Annotated in this window: 12 protein-coding genes and 1 rRNA gene; 5 read left to right on the forward strand and 8 right to left on the reverse strand. The window is 68.7% G+C overall.

Annotated features, from left to right (window positions below; genetic code table 11):
• A 5S ribosomal RNA gene (gene rrf, locus ACFY1L_RS22465) occupies nucleotides 1–88 on the forward strand; the annotation flags it as partial.
• Between the two features lie 70 nt (nucleotides 89–158).
• Nucleotides 159–710, forward strand: a complete 552-nt coding sequence (locus tag ACFY1L_RS22470; protein WP_388826953.1) for a GNAT family N-acetyltransferase — start codon at nucleotides 159–161, stop codon at nucleotides 708–710.
• A 4-nt stretch (nucleotides 711–714) separates the two neighbouring features.
• Here ACFY1L_RS22470 and ACFY1L_RS22475 read toward each other — a convergent pair whose 3' ends face one another.
• From ACFY1L_RS22475 to ACFY1L_RS22510, 8 genes are all read right to left on the reverse strand, one after another.
• Entirely contained in the window at nucleotides 715–2,196 is a 1,482-nt protein-coding gene (locus tag ACFY1L_RS22475) for a type VI secretion protein (protein ID WP_388828364.1), read from the reverse strand.
• A 15-nt stretch (nucleotides 2,197–2,211) separates the two neighbouring features.
• Nucleotides 2,212–3,639 carry an ATP-binding protein gene (locus ACFY1L_RS22480; RefSeq protein WP_388826956.1) on the reverse strand — a complete coding sequence of 476 codons (1,428 nt, stop codon included), beginning with the start codon at nucleotides 3,637–3,639 and terminating at the stop codon, nucleotides 2,212–2,214.
• Nucleotides 3,640–3,652: 13 nt separating this feature from the next.
• Nucleotides 3,653–5,212 carry an SCO6880 family protein gene (locus ACFY1L_RS22485; RefSeq protein WP_388826959.1) on the reverse strand — a complete coding sequence of 520 codons (1,560 nt, stop codon included), beginning with the start codon at nucleotides 5,210–5,212 and terminating at the stop codon, nucleotides 3,653–3,655.
• Complete coding sequence (locus ACFY1L_RS22490) at nucleotides 5,209–6,558, reverse strand: hypothetical protein (protein WP_388826962.1); 1,350 nt, start codon at nucleotides 6,556–6,558, stop codon at nucleotides 5,209–5,211. Before ACFY1L_RS22490 ends, ACFY1L_RS22485 begins: the two co-directional genes overlap by 4 nt.
• Nucleotides 6,548–7,378, reverse strand: a complete 831-nt coding sequence (locus ACFY1L_RS22495) for a hypothetical protein (RefSeq protein WP_388826965.1) — start codon at nucleotides 7,376–7,378, stop codon at nucleotides 6,548–6,550. Before ACFY1L_RS22495 ends, ACFY1L_RS22490 begins: the two co-directional genes overlap by 11 nt.
• A gap of 141 nt (nucleotides 7,379–7,519) precedes the next feature.
• Nucleotides 7,520–7,828 carry a hypothetical protein gene (locus ACFY1L_RS22500; protein ID WP_014673544.1) on the reverse strand — a complete coding sequence of 103 codons (309 nt, stop codon included), beginning with the start codon at nucleotides 7,826–7,828 and terminating at the stop codon, nucleotides 7,520–7,522.
• A 362-nt stretch (nucleotides 7,829–8,190) separates the two neighbouring features.
• Nucleotides 8,191–9,504 (reverse strand): peptidase S8, encoded by a 1,314-nt coding sequence (locus ACFY1L_RS22505; protein ID WP_388826968.1) that lies wholly within the window; start codon nucleotides 9,502–9,504, stop codon nucleotides 8,191–8,193.
• Between the two features lie 302 nt (nucleotides 9,505–9,806).
• Nucleotides 9,807–11,171, reverse strand: coding sequence for a peptidase S8 (locus tag ACFY1L_RS22510; protein WP_388826972.1), 1,365 nt, complete (start codon nucleotides 11,169–11,171; stop codon nucleotides 9,807–9,809).
• A gap of 431 nt (nucleotides 11,172–11,602) precedes the next feature.
• Between ACFY1L_RS22510 and ACFY1L_RS22515 the strand changes: the two genes are divergently transcribed.
• The 3 genes from ACFY1L_RS22515 (at nucleotide 11,603) to ACFY1L_RS22525 (ending at nucleotide 14,438) form a co-directional block, all read left to right on the forward strand.
• Nucleotides 11,603–12,379 carry a trypsin-like peptidase domain-containing protein gene (locus ACFY1L_RS22515; protein ID WP_388826975.1) on the forward strand — a complete coding sequence of 259 codons (777 nt, stop codon included), beginning with the start codon at nucleotides 11,603–11,605 and terminating at the stop codon, nucleotides 12,377–12,379.
• 125 nt (nucleotides 12,380–12,504) lie between these two features.
• A complete protein-coding gene (locus ACFY1L_RS22520) occupies nucleotides 12,505–13,512 on the forward strand; it encodes an NlpC/P60 family protein (protein ID WP_388826978.1) in 1,008 nt (335 codons plus the stop codon).
• A gap of 221 nt (nucleotides 13,513–13,733) precedes the next feature.
• Nucleotides 13,734–14,438 (forward strand): phosphatase PAP2 family protein, encoded by a 705-nt coding sequence (locus tag ACFY1L_RS22525; protein WP_388826981.1) that lies wholly within the window; start codon nucleotides 13,734–13,736, stop codon nucleotides 14,436–14,438.
• The last annotated feature ends 5 nt before the right edge of the window (nucleotides 14,439–14,443 follow it).

The following is a 14,443-nucleotide window of genomic DNA, read 5'->3' on the forward strand; positions in this document are numbered from 1 at the left end:
CGGTTACATTCCGAACCCGGAAGCTAAGCCTTACAGCGCCGATGGTACTGCAGGGGGGACCCTGTGGGAGAGTAGGACGCCGCCGAACAAATTGTAAGAAAACCCCCGTACCAATAATCGGTACGGGGGTTTTCTGCGTTTCGGGTACGGTGACGGACATGAGCTACAAGATCCGTTCCATACGCGCCGACGAGTGGGCCGAGGCGAAGGCCTTGCGCCTGGTGTCCCTGCAGGACCCCGTGGCGCATCTGGCCTTCCTGGAGACCTACGAGGAGGCCTCGGCCCATCCGGACTCGTTCTGGCAGGAGCGCACTGCCGGCGGTGCCGAGGGAGCGCTCGGTGCGCAGCAGTTCGTGGCCGAGGGGCCGGACGGGGAGTGGGTCGGGACGCTGACCGTGCTCATCGAGGAGCCGGGAGGGACCGACTGGGCCGGCTTCCCGATCGAGCGGAAGCAGGGGCATGTCGTCGGGGTGTTCGTAAGGCCCGAGTACCGCGGGATCGGTCTCACGGAAGTGCTCTTCGACGCTGGCCTGGAGTGGGCGTGGGGCCGTGATGTCGAGCGGGTGCGGCTCATCGTGCACGAGGACAACGGGCGGGCGCAGGCCTTCTACCGCAGGGCGGGGTTCACGCCCACGGGAAGGGTCGTACCGCTCGCGAACAACCCGGAGGACACCGAGCTGGAGTACGTCCTGGAGCGGGACGGAAACTGAGCCGCTACACCGGCAGTTCGTCGTGCGGCCAGCGGGCGCGGCCCTGTTCGCGGGAGCGGAGCAGGGCCAGCGTGGGCAGGCCCCGGTCCGTCCCGGTGGCCAGCAGCTCCGGGAGGTGGGGAAGCGGAGCCACTGCTGCGACATCGTCCAGGACGAGTGTCAGTGGTGGGTCGAGGCGACCGGAGGATGACCGTTCGGCCATGCGCCGGCCACGCTCGACCACGCTCGAGACGAGGGCCGTCAGGAGGGGCATCGCGCCTGGATTGGTCCTGGGGTCCTCGATGGATTCCCCCACCACATAAAGCGTGCCCCCTTCGTCGACGAAGGAATCCAAGGCGAGCGCATCAGTTCGGTTTGGAGTGCAGGCCTCGCGGATGTTGACCGTGAAGAGGGCGGCGAGGGCTCGGCTCGTCAACTCCTGGGCGATGTCGCGGCGTTCGGGGTGGGCGGTGAGCGCGGCCTCGAGTTCGCCGCCGGAGCCGTGGGCCGCCTTCGGGTTCGTACGGAGAATGCGGACCGCGTCCTGGATCTGGGCGCCCTGGGACCAGCGGTGGACGTGACGGATGGTGCGGCCGTCGATGGCGGCGGCGTGCAGGTAGCTGCGCAGTAGCGTTTCCGCGGTGTCGCTGACCGCCTGGTCGAGCCGTGAGGTCGGCCGGACCGGGGTCAGTAGGGCGGCTGCCGTCGACGCTGCCGTCTGCTTGTTCTCGCAGCCCGTGGTGGGGGACCAGTGGACGCGGGCCGGGGTGTCGCAGGCGTGGGTGGGGTCATAGAGGTGGACCGGGCCCAGTTTGGCTCGGGCGTCCTTCGTCTCCTGCCAGAGGGAGGGGTTCGAGGTGACGACCAGGGCCGGGCCTTCCGCGTCGCGTACGGCCTGGGCCGCCGTGGTCTGGCGGCTTTCCCTCGGGGCTACGAGTATTTTCTCCCAGCCGCCGCCGACCGGTTTGGCGCCGAAGAGAGGGGCGGGCGTCTCGGCCGTGTCCACTGCTTGCTCGTGGAGTTCCGTCGGTTCGGGTTGGGGCGGTGCCGTCCTCGGTGTCGGAACCTCGTAGTGCTGGGGTGCCGGCTCACTAGTGGCGGTGGGCTCTTCGAACGGGGCTGCCCGCTCTGCCCGTCGCCGCAAGCGTCCCGCTCGCCAGCGTGCGACCGTGCCCATCACGAAAACGGTCAGTACGAACAGGATCATGAGCTGGCCGATGAACAGGCCCCAGAACAGGCCGTACCCGGAGAGCTGCGTTGCCGGTGTCTCCGGCCAGGCGCCGGCGATGTCGTGCGGTTCGCCGATGAGGTGGCGCATGGCGATGGGTGTGCGGGTGAAGGTGATGCCGTCCGGCCAGGAGTCCTTGGCGAACCAGCCGGCGAGGCCCGTGGCGGACCACACCAGCAGGGTCATGCCGAGGAGGAAGGCGAGTATGCCGATCAGTAGCCCGTCGGGGATGCCGCTCTGGCCCTCCCGAGCGTCCCGTCTCCGGTCGTCCGGTCTCACCACTTCCGCCTCCCGCTACGCCACCGTCGACTCGGACGAGCCGTCGAAGTCGCTGAGGTGCTGTTCCACGAAGGCCGCGGCCCGCTCCTCCGCCTCCAGCTCGGCGGCGTGCAGGGCGTCGTCGCTCAGTTCACGGTCGGCGGACGACTCCGTCATCGCGCGGTCGGTGAAGACCAGCGGGCGTTCCGTCTCCGTGATCAGGTGTTTGACGACCTGGACGTTGCCGTTGACGTCCCAGACCGCGATGCCCGGGGTGAGGGTCGGGATGATCTCCACCGCCCAGCGGGGCAGGCCCAGGACCCGGCCCGTCGCCCTTGCCTCGTCGGCCTTCTGGGCGTAGATCGTCCGCGTCGACGCCATCTTCAGGATCGCCGCCGCCTCCTTCGCCGCCGCTCCGTCCACCACGTCGGACAGGTGGTGGACGACCGCCACGAAGGACAGGCCCAGGCGTCGGCCGAACTTCAGCAGGCGCTGGAACAGCTGGGCCACGAACGGGCTGTTGATGATGTGCCAGGCCTCCTCGACCAGGAAGATGCGCTTCTTCCGGTCGGGGCGGATCCAGGTGTGCTCCAGCCAGACGCCGACGATCGCCATCAGGATCGGCATGGCGATGGAGTTGCGGTCGATGTGCGACAGGTCGAAGACGATTAGCGGGGCGTCGAGGTCGATGCCGACCGTCGTCGGGCCGTCGAACATGCCGCGCAGGTCACCGTCGACCAGACGGTCCAGTACCAGCGCCACGTCCAGACCCCATGCCCGTACGTCCTCTATGGCGACGTTCATCGCCTCGGCCGACTCCGGCTCGGGGTGCCGTAGCTGCTCGACGATGTCGGTGAGGACCGGCTGGCGTTCGACGATCGTCTCGTTGACGTAGGCGTGCGCGACCTTCAGGGCGAAGCCCGAGCGCTCGTCCAGCCCATGCCCCATTGCGACCTCGATGATCGTCCGGAGCAGGGCCAGCTGACCCGTGGTCGTGATCGCCGGGTCCAGCGGGTTGAGGCGGATGCCGTGGTCCAGGGCCGCCATCGGGTCCAGGCGGATGGGAGTTATCCCCAGCTCCTGCGCGATGAGGTTCCACTCGCCGACCCCGTCCTCGCCCTGGGCGTCGAGGACGACGACCTGGCGGTCGCGGAAGCGCAGTTGGCGCAGGACGTAGGTCTTCTCCAGGGCCGACTTGCCGTTGCCGGACTCGCCGAGGACCAGCCAGTGCGGGGCCGGGAGCTGCTGGCCGTAGAGCTGGAAGGGGTCGTAGATGTAGCCCTTTCCGGAATAGACCTCGCGGCCGATGATCACGCCCGAGTCGCCGAGGCCGGGGGCGGCCGTCGGCAGGTAGACGGCTTGGGCCTGGCCCGTGGACGTGCGGACCGGCAGCCGGGTCGTCTCGACCTTTCCGAAGAGGAAGGAGGTGAAGGCGTCGGTGAGGACGGACAGCGGGTCCCGCATCAGAACTCAGCCCCTACCTTCGGATGCCGGTGGCGAACGGAAGCGTGTTCACGAAGGCGCGATGGTGTTCCCGGTCGCACCACTCCAGCTTCAGGTACGACTTTCCGGCCGAGGCCCGGATGGTCCGCTTGTCGCGGGCGAGGGCCTCGGGGGAGCGGGAGGAGACGGTGATGTAGCCGACCAGGTTGACGCCTGCCGCTCCGCTCGCCAGGTCCTCGCCACGCTGGTCCAGGCGGTTGTGGGCGGCGACGTCACGGGGGTCGACAGTGCGGTTCATCTTGGCGGCGCGGGAGGCCTCGGCCTCGTCGTTGGTCTTCTCGGTCAGCATGCGTTCGATGGCTACCTCGGTGGGCTCGAGATCCATCGTCACTGCGACCGTTCGGATGACGTCCGGGGTGTGGACCAGCAGCGGCGCCAGGAAGTTGACGCCGACCGGGGTCATCGGCCACTCCTTCACCCAGGCGGTGGCGTGGCACCAGGGCGCGCGGGTGGAGGACTCCCGGGTCTTGGCCTGGAGGTACGTCGGCTCCATGGCGTCGAGCTCGGCCGGCCAGGCGTTGCGCTTGGTCATCGCCTGGATGTGGTCGATCGGGTGGTCGGGGTCGTACATGGAGTGGATGAGGGAGGCGAGCCGACCCTGGCCGAGCGGCTGCCGGACGCGGATGTCGGCCTCCTGCAGACGCGAGCAGATGTCCGTCAGCTCACGGGCCATGACGACCGCGAGTCCGGCGTCCCGGTCGACCTTGCGGCCGCTCTGGGGGCGGGCCGCGCGTGCCATCGTGTGTGCCTCGGCCGCGAGTTCGCGGGTGAAGTGCATGCAGGCGACGAGGTACGCACGGTGCTGCTCACTGCTGGTCGACACCATGGACTGCAGTTGGTCGTACGACGACTGCAGCCACGGCAGCGACTTCTCGTCCCCGCGCACGGCGACGTCCTTGGCGTGGGCGTCCGGGTCGGCGGGGAGGGTGCGGGCGAGCATCTGCAGGCGGGTGACGAAGCCGTCGCCGTTGGCCACGTGCTTGAGCAGCGTGCCGAAGCGGTCGACGAGGGCTTCCTGGTCCTCGGAGTCGCGCAGGCCCACGCCGGGACCCTCGATCTCGATGGCCGCGGTGACCGTCCTGCGGTCGGCGTGCAGGAGCACGGCGATCTCGTCGGGGCCGAAGGGGGCGGCCAGCCAGGTGATACGGCCGATGCCGGGCGGCGGGCCGATCTCGACCTCCCGCCCGTCGAGGTGGGTGCCGGCCTCGACGACGCCGCTGCGGTAGACGGTGCCCTGCTTCAGGGTGCGCTTGTAGCTGCGGTTGATCTCGAACCACTTGTAGAACGTGCGGTGCTTGTACGGCACGTAGACCGCCGCCAGGGCGACCAGCGGAAAGCCCATCAGCAGCACGATGCGCAGGGACAGCACCGGGACGAGGAGCCCGCACATCATGCCCAGGAAGGCGCCCCCGATGATGAGCGCGATCTCGCCGGACTCGCGGTTCCGGCCGACGATCGCGTTCGGCCGGGCGCGGCCGATGAGATATGTACGGCGGGGCGTGACCGGATGGGACAGGTGGGACTCGGTCGTCAACGCCCTTCACCTCCCGTGCGGTTGCTACTGCTGTTGCGGGTGTTGCTGGCGTGCGGGGTGTTCACCGGGCTCGACGAACGGGGTGCGGGTGCGGCGGAGGGGACACTTCCGCCGCCACCACCGTTCGAGGCGCGGGTGCTGTGGGCTGCGACGCCGCCGGAGACCGGGTTGGCCGGGCGGGCGCCGCCGTTGGAGGAGGACTGGCCGCCGCCTCCGTTGTCGTTCGCGCGGGCGCTGTGCGTCTTGATGCCCTGCGCGACCATGGTCGCCGGGGAGCTGATGACCGCGGCGGCCTTGCTCTCGGCGCCCTGCATGATGCGGTTGTTGCGGGAGCTGGCGATCTCGTCGCCGAAGCCGGGGACGAAGCGGTAGATCATCGCGCTGGCGAAGATGGCGAGCAGGATGATCGCGAGGCCGGAGACGACGGCGGAGAAGGCGTTGGGGCCGTTGTCGGAGGACAGTGCGCCCGCGAGGCCCAGCACGATCACGATCACCGGCTTCACCAGGATCACGGCGATCATGATGCCCGCCCAGCGGCGGACGTGGCCCCACAGGTTCTTGTCGACGAGGCCGGCGTAGACGACGGTGCCGAGGAGGGCGCCGACGTAGAGGAGGGCGGCGCGGATGACCAGCTCCAGCCACAGGACGCCTGCGGCCAGGATGCTGACCAGGGACACGACGATCAGCATGATCGGGCCGCCGCCGATGTTCTCGCCCTTGTCGAGTGCGCCGGAGAAGGTGCCGAAGAAGGTGTCCGTCTGGTCGCCGGTTGCCTTGGCGAGGACTTCTGTCACGCCGTCGGTCGCCGATACGACGGTGTAGAGGATGAGCGGTGTGAAGGCGGAGGCCAGGACGGTCAGCCAGAGGAAGCCGATCGCTTCGCTGATGGCCGTCGTGAGGGGGACACCTCGGACGGCCCGCTTGGCCACGGCCAGCAGCCACAGCAGGAGGGTGAGGATCGTGGACGCGGCGAAGACCACCGCGTACTGCTGAAGGAACTTGGTGTTGGTGAAGTCGACGTTGGCGGTCTCCTTCACGGCCTCACTGAGCTTGTCGATGGTCCAGGAGGCGGCGTCGGCACAGCCCTTGGCGAGGGAGGAGAGGGGGTCGAGGGTGGAGGTGGGGTCGAGGCCGCCTCCGGTGCCGGTCGTGCCCTTGTCGCCGTTGCCGCGTTCGCAGTACTGCTTCGCGGGGCCGACGATGAGGTCGCACTTGTCGTCCGAGGTCGTCGGCGACGGAGAGGGGGAGGGAGCTGCCGCGGCGCGGGTGGCCAGCAGTACGGCCGTGGCCTGTACGGCTGTGAGGACGGCGGCGACCTTGAGTGCGCGGCGCGGGCTACCGGGCATAGGTGAAGCCTCCGTACTCCTCGACGGCCTTGGACATGTCGTCGGCGCTGGATGCCTTGTCGTCCCCGGGGACGGGTGCGGGGCCGTCCTTCTGGGAGAAACTCTCGACCTTCCAGTCGCCGTCCACCCAGCGGAGCTCGAGCGCCATGGTGAACCAGTCGCTGGTGACCGGGTTGGTCGACTTTTCACCCGCCGTGCCGTACAGCCCGGTGCACCAGACCTCGATGGCGGCCGTGGTGTCCGAGTACGCCGTGGTCTTGGTGCCGATCGGCACGGTGCGCGAGACGTAGGTGCTGCCCGTAGCCGCGTTGCCGTTCTCGTCCAGGCCGATCTTGCTCAGGAAGTCCTTCGAGTAGGCCTTGTTCAGCTTGTCCAGTAGCTCGGCCTGCTTGTCGGCCACGAAGACCTGCTGCACGATCCCGGTTCGCTGGGCGGGCTTGAGAATGTCGGCCGAAACGAGCACCGTCGCATAGTTCGCCGCCGCGCTTTGTGCTCCCTGCATGTCATGCGCGAACCCCGTCGCGATCCCCCCAGCCTTCGACTGCACCGGCTTCGTCCCGCTGGCCGCCGTAGTCGACGACTCCGGCTTGTTTCCCGAGGTGTCCGTGGAGGAGGAATCGTCGCCTCCACGGTTCGCGAAGGCGATCGCGGCGATCAGGAGGACCACCACGCCCACCACCGTGACCAGGCTTCGGGACGACGAGCGGCCGCCCCGCCGTGCGCCCCCGTACACGTCGCCGCCGCCCTCGGGCAGCCGTGTGCGAGTCTGGCCCGTACCCCCGTAACCGCCGGAGGCATCCCGATCGTCTCCGAGACTCATGCCGCGTACGCCCTCTCCACCTCGTAGACATACGACGGTAGCCGTGCTGGTTCCCGCATGGGCGCGGTGTGGTGACTCGACATCAGGGAAACGCAACCTCAGCCGGTGGGCACGACGGGCGGGTGGGGTGAAGGGGGAGGGCTAGACGGCCATGCCGTACACGATGGTGAAGAGCGTGCCCAGGGAGCCGATGATGAATACCCCGGTCAGACCGGCGATGATGAGGCCCTTGCCTTGTTCCGCGCTGAAGGTGTCGCGGAGCGCGGTGGCGCCGATGCGCTGCTTCGCGGCGCCCCAGACGGCGATGCCGAGGCAGAGCAGGATGGCGACCGCCATCACGACCTCGATCATGACCTTGGCCTCGTTGCCCAGGCTGCCGAAGGGGCCCCAGTCCGGAGCGATCCCGCCGATGATGGTGTTGATGTCTCCCTTGTCGGCCGCAAAGAGCATGTAAGTCACCGCCCCTGGTGGGTAGTTCCGGTTCCGCAGCCCCCTGCGGGGTGCAGAGGTCAGGCTCATTCTCGCCGACAATGCTGCTGTCGTATGTCGACTTGGCGTCATTGCTTGGCGGGTTTCGTACGAAAAGCACGTACGGTCACTCTGTGTATCACGGCAGGTCACGCCGGGCAATGAGGCCTGGGCGGAACCTTCGTGTGGTTCCGTCGTTGACCCCTCTTGTGCCCCGGCCCGTTTCTGACGGTTTGTCGGGGTGAGCCGTCGTGCCGGTGTTCTCCGGGTGAAGGGTATCCCGCGCACGGCGAGCGGGCCGCGGCTGGTCGCCGTGGCCCGCTCGGTGACGGAGAGTCAGCCGGTCAGCCGGTGAACGCGGAGACTCCCTCCGGGGTGCCCCAACCCGTCGGGCCGTCGTATCCCGACTGGGCGGTGCACAGGTAGGTGGTGGAGCAGCTGCCGTTGTTGCCGCTGGTCACGTCGTTCAGCGCCGAGGTGCCCGCCGCCGCGTAGGGGAAGGATGCGGGGTACGAAGAGCTGGACGGGGTGCCTGCCAGGGCGTAGACGCCCGCGATGATCGGGGACGAGGCGCTCGTTCCGCCGAAGGTGTACCAGCCGGCGGTGATGCCGTAGGAGTCGTAGACCGAGACTCCGGTGGCGGGGTCGGCCACCGCGGAGACGTCCGAAATCGTGCGCTTGGTGCAGCCGGTGTCGGTCTGCCAGGAGGGTTTGGCGTCGTACGACGAGCAGCCGGAGCCTGTCGCCTCGGAGCTCGATGTCTTCCAGACGGTCTCCGTCCAGCCTCGGGTGGTGGAGGTCGCCTTGGAGAGGGCGGTGCCGCCCACCGACGTCACGTACCTGGACGCCGCCGGGTACTCGGCGCCGTAGCCGCTGTCGCCCGCGCTGACGGTGATGGCGACGCCCGCGTGGTTGAAGTAGGAGGAGTCGTACGTGGTGTCGGAGGAGGACTCCGAGCCGCCGTAGCTGTTCGACACGTACTTCGCGCCCAGGGTGACCGCCCTGTTCACCGCCGTGCCCAGGTTGGCCATCGTCGCGGAGGTCGCCTCGACCAGCAGGATGTTGCAGTTCGGGCAGATGGCGGAGGCCATGTCGAGGTCGAGGGAGATCTCCTCGGCCCAGCCCGTGTTCGCGGACGGGAGGGAGGTCGTGGAGCCGGTCTGGCTGACCTTCTTGAAGCAGCCGTTGGCGGTGGTGCAGGCGCTCAGGCCGTAGTACGAGCGGTAGGTGGCGAGGTCGGCCTCGGCGTTGGGGTCGTCGTAGGCGTCGACGATGGCGATGGTCTCGCCGGAGCCGTTGGAGGCGGCCGCGGAGGTCAGGCCGTAGGCGGACTGGAGGTCGGTGGGGCCGTAGCCGGAGGGGGTGGTGGCGTCGGCGGCCTTGGGGGTGACGCCGGTCTTCGCCGCCTGCTGCTTCTGGAAGGCGGTGAGGCCGCCGGTGACGCGGTAGGAGTTGCAGGCCAGTTCGCCCTTGTGCTGCGGGGTGGCGCAGGGGGTCGCGGTCCAGGTGACCTTGGTGGACGCGCTCTGCTGTGCCGCGTCGGCCTGGACGGCGGTGCCGAAGCCGGTGAGGAGGAGGGCGGTCGTGGCGGCCGCCGCCGTGCCGATACGGCGCCAACGGCGGTGGCCGGAAGGTCTGTTGGGGGGAGTGGAACGCATCGTGCAGCCTCCTGATGTTCCTGAGTGGGGTGGAACAGGGGCGGTGCGGGTGCGATGCCGACCATCTCTTGTTGAGTACGCGACAACAAGGGAGTACTGGAATCCTGACTTCCGGCTTACTGAACCAGATCCGGCGCTTTACTCAACTCACAGGTGCCTCAAGGGTGTTGTACGGGAAAACGGGCCGCGGCCGGCTGCCGTGACCCGTTTCCCTTTCCATGCCGCCGAGGAGTCCCCACGTACTCCTCACTCGGGCGGCGCCCCGTGACCCGACGGGGAGGTCTTGCTGAGTACTGCTGCGGTCAGCTCGCCGTGAAGGCGTCCAGGCCCTCCGGGGTGCCCCAGCCGGTCGGACCGTCGTAGCCCGACTTCGCGGTGCAGAAGTAGCTGGTGGAGCAGGTGCCGTTGCTGCCGCTGGTCACGTCGTTGAGGGCGGACGTGCCGGCCGCGTTGTACGGGTACTCGGCCGGGTAGTCGCTGCTGCCCGGGGTGCCGGCGAGGGCGTAGACCGACGCGATGATCGGGGACGAGGCGCTGGTGCCGCCGTAGGTGTTCCAGCCGGTGCCGTCGGAGCCGTAGGTGTCGTAGACGGAGACGCCGGTGGCGGGGTCGGCGACGGCGGAGACGTCACCGATCATGCGCTTGGTGCAGCCGGTGTCGGTCTGCCAGGACGGCTTGGCGTCGTAGGAGGAGCAGCCGGAGCCGGTGCCCTCGGTGCTGCTGGTGTTCCAGACGCTCTCGGTCCAGCCGCGGCTGTTGGAGGAGGTGGACAGCTTGGTGCCGCCGACCGCGGTCACGTACTTGGAGGCGGCCGGGTACTCGGCGCCGTAGCCGCTGTCGCCCGCGCTCGCGGTGATGGCGACGCCCGGGTGCTTGTAGTACGAGGAGTCGTACGTGGTGTCGGAGGAGGACTCCGAGCCGCCGTAGCTGTTGGAGACGAACTTCGCGCCGAGCTTGACGGCCTCGTTCACCGCCGTGCCCAGGTTGGCGTCGGACGCCGACTTGGCCTCGACGAGGAGGATGTTGCAGTTCGGGCAGGTCGCGCTGACCATGTCGAGGTCGAGCGAGATCTCACCGGCCCAGCCGCTGTCGGCGGAGGGGAGGGAGGTCGTGGAGCCGGTCTGGCTGACCTTGGAGAAGCAGCCGTTGTCGGTGGTGCAGTCGGACAGGCCGTAGTACGAGCGGTAGGTGGCCAGGTCCGCCTCGGCGTTGGGGTCGTCGTAGGCGTCGACGATGGCGACGGTCTCGCCGGAGCCGTTGGAGGAGGCGGCGTCTGCCAGGCCGTAGGCCGACTGGATGTCGCTCGGGCCGTAGCCGGTCGGGTCGTCCTGGGCGGCGTTCGGCCTGATGGTCTTGGGGGTGATGCCCTTGAGCGCAGCCTGCTTCTCCATGAAGGCGGTGGTGCCGCCGGTGACACGGAGGGCGTTACACGCGGCGTAACCCTTCTTCGGGGTCGCGGCGCAGGCATTCTCGTACCGGACGTGGGCCTTCGCCACCTGGGTGGCGATGGTCTTGGCGCTCACCTTGTGGGCGGAGGTGGTGGCCGCGTTCGCGTGGACCGCGGTGCCGAGGCCGGCGAACACGAGGGCCGCGGTGGCGGCGGCTGCCGAGCCGATGCGGCGCCATCTGCCGGATATGTGGGGGGAGTTGGGGGTGGACGTACTCAACGTACAGCCTCCTGGGAGTGGGTTGCAGAGGCCTGCGGGTGGGGGTCCACCGGTGAGGTTGCCGGTGGGGGCGGCGGCCCGCGACGACCATCGCTTGTTGAGTACGCGACAAACAAGACAGTTTCGGAATACTGACTTCCGCATTACTGAAGAGTGTTGGGGGGTTACCGGCCAATGGGCGGGTGATGGAGGGGGGTTGGCGGTGGCTTGACTTCGCGCACAGGTGGAGCACAGGAGAAGCACAGGTTTACGCGCGTGGACCGGGCGTGCGCCGCTCTGTCGGCCGGGGAGGCGGAGACGGCGCGCGCGTCGTACGGTGGTGGCATGTGCCTGTCGCCTGAGGTGCCCCAGTCGCAGAAGGGGCCGTTCACGGAGAGTTTTCAGTGAACGGCAGACCGTTTTCTCACCTTCGTCGGTCACAGTGGTTCCCGATGAAGCGCACCTCACGCATCAACAGCCGCGTCGCCATGCCCCTCTACGCCGCCGTCGTCCTGCTGGTGCCGGCCGTCACCTCGGCCTCCCTGGCATCGGCCGACGACGGTCCCGGGCCCTTCGGCGTGACCGCCGTCGCCGCCGTGACCGCGCAGAGCGCTCGGGTCGGGGCCCTCTTCGGGGCCGACCGGAGGTCCAGGCTCGCCGGCGGGCACTTCTGTACCGCCTCCGTCGTCCACAGCGCGCACCGGGACCTCATCGTCACCGCCGCGCACTGTCTGGACGGCGACAGCGGGGACCTCGTGTTCGTGCCCGGGTACCGGGACGGGCGGGCGCCCCATGGGGTGTGGGACGTGAAGAAGCGGTTCCTGCCCGACGGGTGGGCCAAGGGACAGGACGAGGACAGCGACGTCGCGTTCGCCGTCCTCGGCGACCGGGACGGCAAGGGAGTCGAGGACGTCGTCGGCGGGAACAGGTTCGCCACCGGGACCGCGACCGGGGCCACCGCGGTCACCGTCACCGGGTATCCCAACACCCGTGAAGTACCCGTCAGTTGCACCAACAAGCCGAGCGCTCACAGCCGTACCCAGCAGCGGATCGACTGTCCTGAGCTGAGCGGCGGGACCAGTGGCAGCCCCTGGGTCAACGGGGACCAGGAAGTCGTCGGGGTGCTCGGCGGGCACGAGGAGGGCGGGGCCACGGACGACATCTCCTACAGCGTGGTCCTCGGGGCGGAAGCCGCCGCGTTGTACCGGGACGCCGCCACGGATCCCTGATCCCCTGACCGCCCGATCCGCTCGCTCGCCCGGTTCGAGATGTACGGCCGGATTGATCACCCCGGAACCCAGCACGCGCCCCTACACTGACGTGGGCGAACGGACTCGTGGGCGGCGAGGGGCGGTTGACGGTGCGTAAGGCGTGGATCGTGGCGACCATTGCCGTCGGCTCGGCGCTGTCCTTCGTGATGCTGCTCGTCGTCGGGGTGTACGTCGTCGCCGGGAACCTCATCAACGGGGTGGGCGGAGGGACCAAGGCGCTGGCCAAGGGGTCCGTGCCCGCCGCGTACTCGGCCATCGTGCAGAAGTGGGGCAACCTCTGCTCGGCCATCAACCCGGCGCTGCTCGCCGCCCAGCTCTACCAGGAGAGCGGGTTCAACCCGAATGCGAAGAGCGCTGCCGCGGCCGAGGGGATAGCTCAGTTCATTCCGGGGACCTGGGCCACGCACGGGATCGACGGCAACGGGGACGGCGTCAAGAACGTCTGGGACCCGCAGGACGCGATTCCGTCCGCCGCGTCGTACGACTGCAAGCTCGCCTCGTACGTGAAGGACGTACCCGGGAATCTGACCGAAAACATGCTGGCCTCGTACAACGCCGGGGCCTACGCGGTGATCAAGTACGGGGGCGTGCCGCCGTACAAGGAGACCCGGAACTACGTCAAGACGATCACGACGCTCGAGGAGAGCTTCGCCGCGCCCACGACGCGGGTGGATCCGTCCAAGCAGGCCGCGGGGGCCATCTACTACGCGCAGAAGAAGCTCGGGACGCCCTATCTGTGGGGCGGCAACGGAACAGCCGCCGACGGCGGGCGTTTTGACTGCTCGGGGCTGACCAAGGCCGCGTACGAGAGTGTCGGGATCACCCTGCCGCGGGTGGCCAACGACCAGTACAACGCGGGGCCGCACCCGAAGCGGGACGAGCTGCTGCCCGGTGACCTCGTGTTCTTCTCGAAGGACCCGACCGACTCCCGGGCCATTCACCACGTGGGGATCTACGTCGGCGGTGGATACATGATCGACGCGCCGCGGACGGGTGCCGTGATCCGCTTCGACCCCATCGACATCTCCGAGTACTTCGGAGCGACGAGGGTCACCGAAGATGGCGCGAAAGCATTGCCCACCACGGTGTGAACCGAGCGTGAACCCACCCCCTGAGCTGCAGCGATGAGTCTCTCTTCGATAACGTCTGCGTGATCATTCGGTGGAGTGTGGAACGTAGTAACTGGGACCGTGCGTTCCTGTTCTCGTAGTCATCTGCGTAGTTGTCTACAACGTGATCTACAACCACGGGGGTGGGTAAGCGCGGCGCACGCGAGTGCGCCCGAGGCAGACGACGAAGGGGCCGCAGCACCATGGCTGGACTCGCCGAATCCGGGTCGAACCCCGACGTCGACCTGCTCTACGACATCAATGGCCTGGCCAAGGACGCGCCGCGCTGGTTCGACCGGGTCATGGAGTTCGTCGGGGAGTACGGGCTGCTGCTCGCCATGGTGCTGCTGGTGGTCTGGTGCTGGTGGTCCGTGCGCCGGCGCGGGGCCGAGGACGCCGCGACGTCCGTGGCCGCGCTGGTGTGGACGCCGCTGGCCGCCGCGCTCGCGGTGCTGGTGAACGTGCCGATAAGGGGCTTCGTCGAGCGGCCCCGGCCCTTTCGCGACCACCAGGGGCTCGACGTCCTGGTGTCCGGCAAGACCGACTACTCCTTCGTGAGCGACCACGCGACGATCACCATGGCCATGGCGGTCGGACTGTTCGTCGCCAACCGGAAGTTCGGGCTCTTGGGCATCGGGATCGCCCTGCTCGAAGGCTTCTGCCGGGTGTACATGGGCGTGCACTACCCGACAGACGTGGTCGGCGGGTTCGCGCTCGGCACGGCGGTCGCACTGCTGCTGTCACCGCTCGCCATGGCCCTGCTCACACCGCTGACGAAGGCGGTCGAGCGGTCGGCCTGGGGCGGATGGATCGTCCGGGCCCGGGGGCGGTCGGCCGTAGGGCAGGACGCCGTGATCCCCGGGGCCCGCAAGGACGTCGAGTCGGAGGAGCGGGACCTCGCGGCGTAACGCCC

This window comes from Streptomyces sp. NPDC001663 (assembly GCF_042893105.1).
Classification (GTDB): domain Bacteria; phylum Actinomycetota; class Actinomycetes; order Streptomycetales; family Streptomycetaceae; genus Streptomyces.

Bases quoted from the DNA above. Each gene is read 5' to 3' on its own strand.
- ACFY1L_RS22505 (WP_388826968.1), bottom strand. From the start codon at position 9,504: ATGCGTTCCACTCCCCCCAACAGACCTTCCGGCCACCGCCGTTGGCGC.
- ACFY1L_RS22515 (WP_388826975.1), top strand. From the start codon at position 11,603: ATGAAGCGCACCTCACGCATCAACAGCCGCGTCGCCATGCCCCTCTAC.
- ACFY1L_RS22470 (WP_388826953.1), top strand. From the start codon at position 159: ATGAGCTACAAGATCCGTTCCATACGCGCCGACGAGTGGGCCGAGGCG.
- ACFY1L_RS22490 (WP_388826962.1), bottom strand. From the start codon at position 6,558: ATGCCCGGTAGCCCGCGCCGCGCACTCAAGGTCGCCGCCGTCCTCACA.
- ACFY1L_RS22525 (WP_388826981.1), top strand. From the start codon at position 13,734: ATGGCTGGACTCGCCGAATCCGGGTCGAACCCCGACGTCGACCTGCTC.
- ACFY1L_RS22480 (WP_388826956.1), bottom strand. From the start codon at position 3,639: ATGCGGGACCCGCTGTCCGTCCTCACCGACGCCTTCACCTCCTTCCTC.
- ACFY1L_RS22500 (WP_014673544.1), bottom strand. From the start codon at position 7,828: ATGCTCTTTGCGGCCGACAAGGGAGACATCAACACCATCATCGGCGGG.
- ACFY1L_RS22495 (WP_388826965.1), bottom strand. From the start codon at position 7,378: ATGAGTCTCGGAGACGATCGGGATGCCTCCGGCGGTTACGGGGGTACG.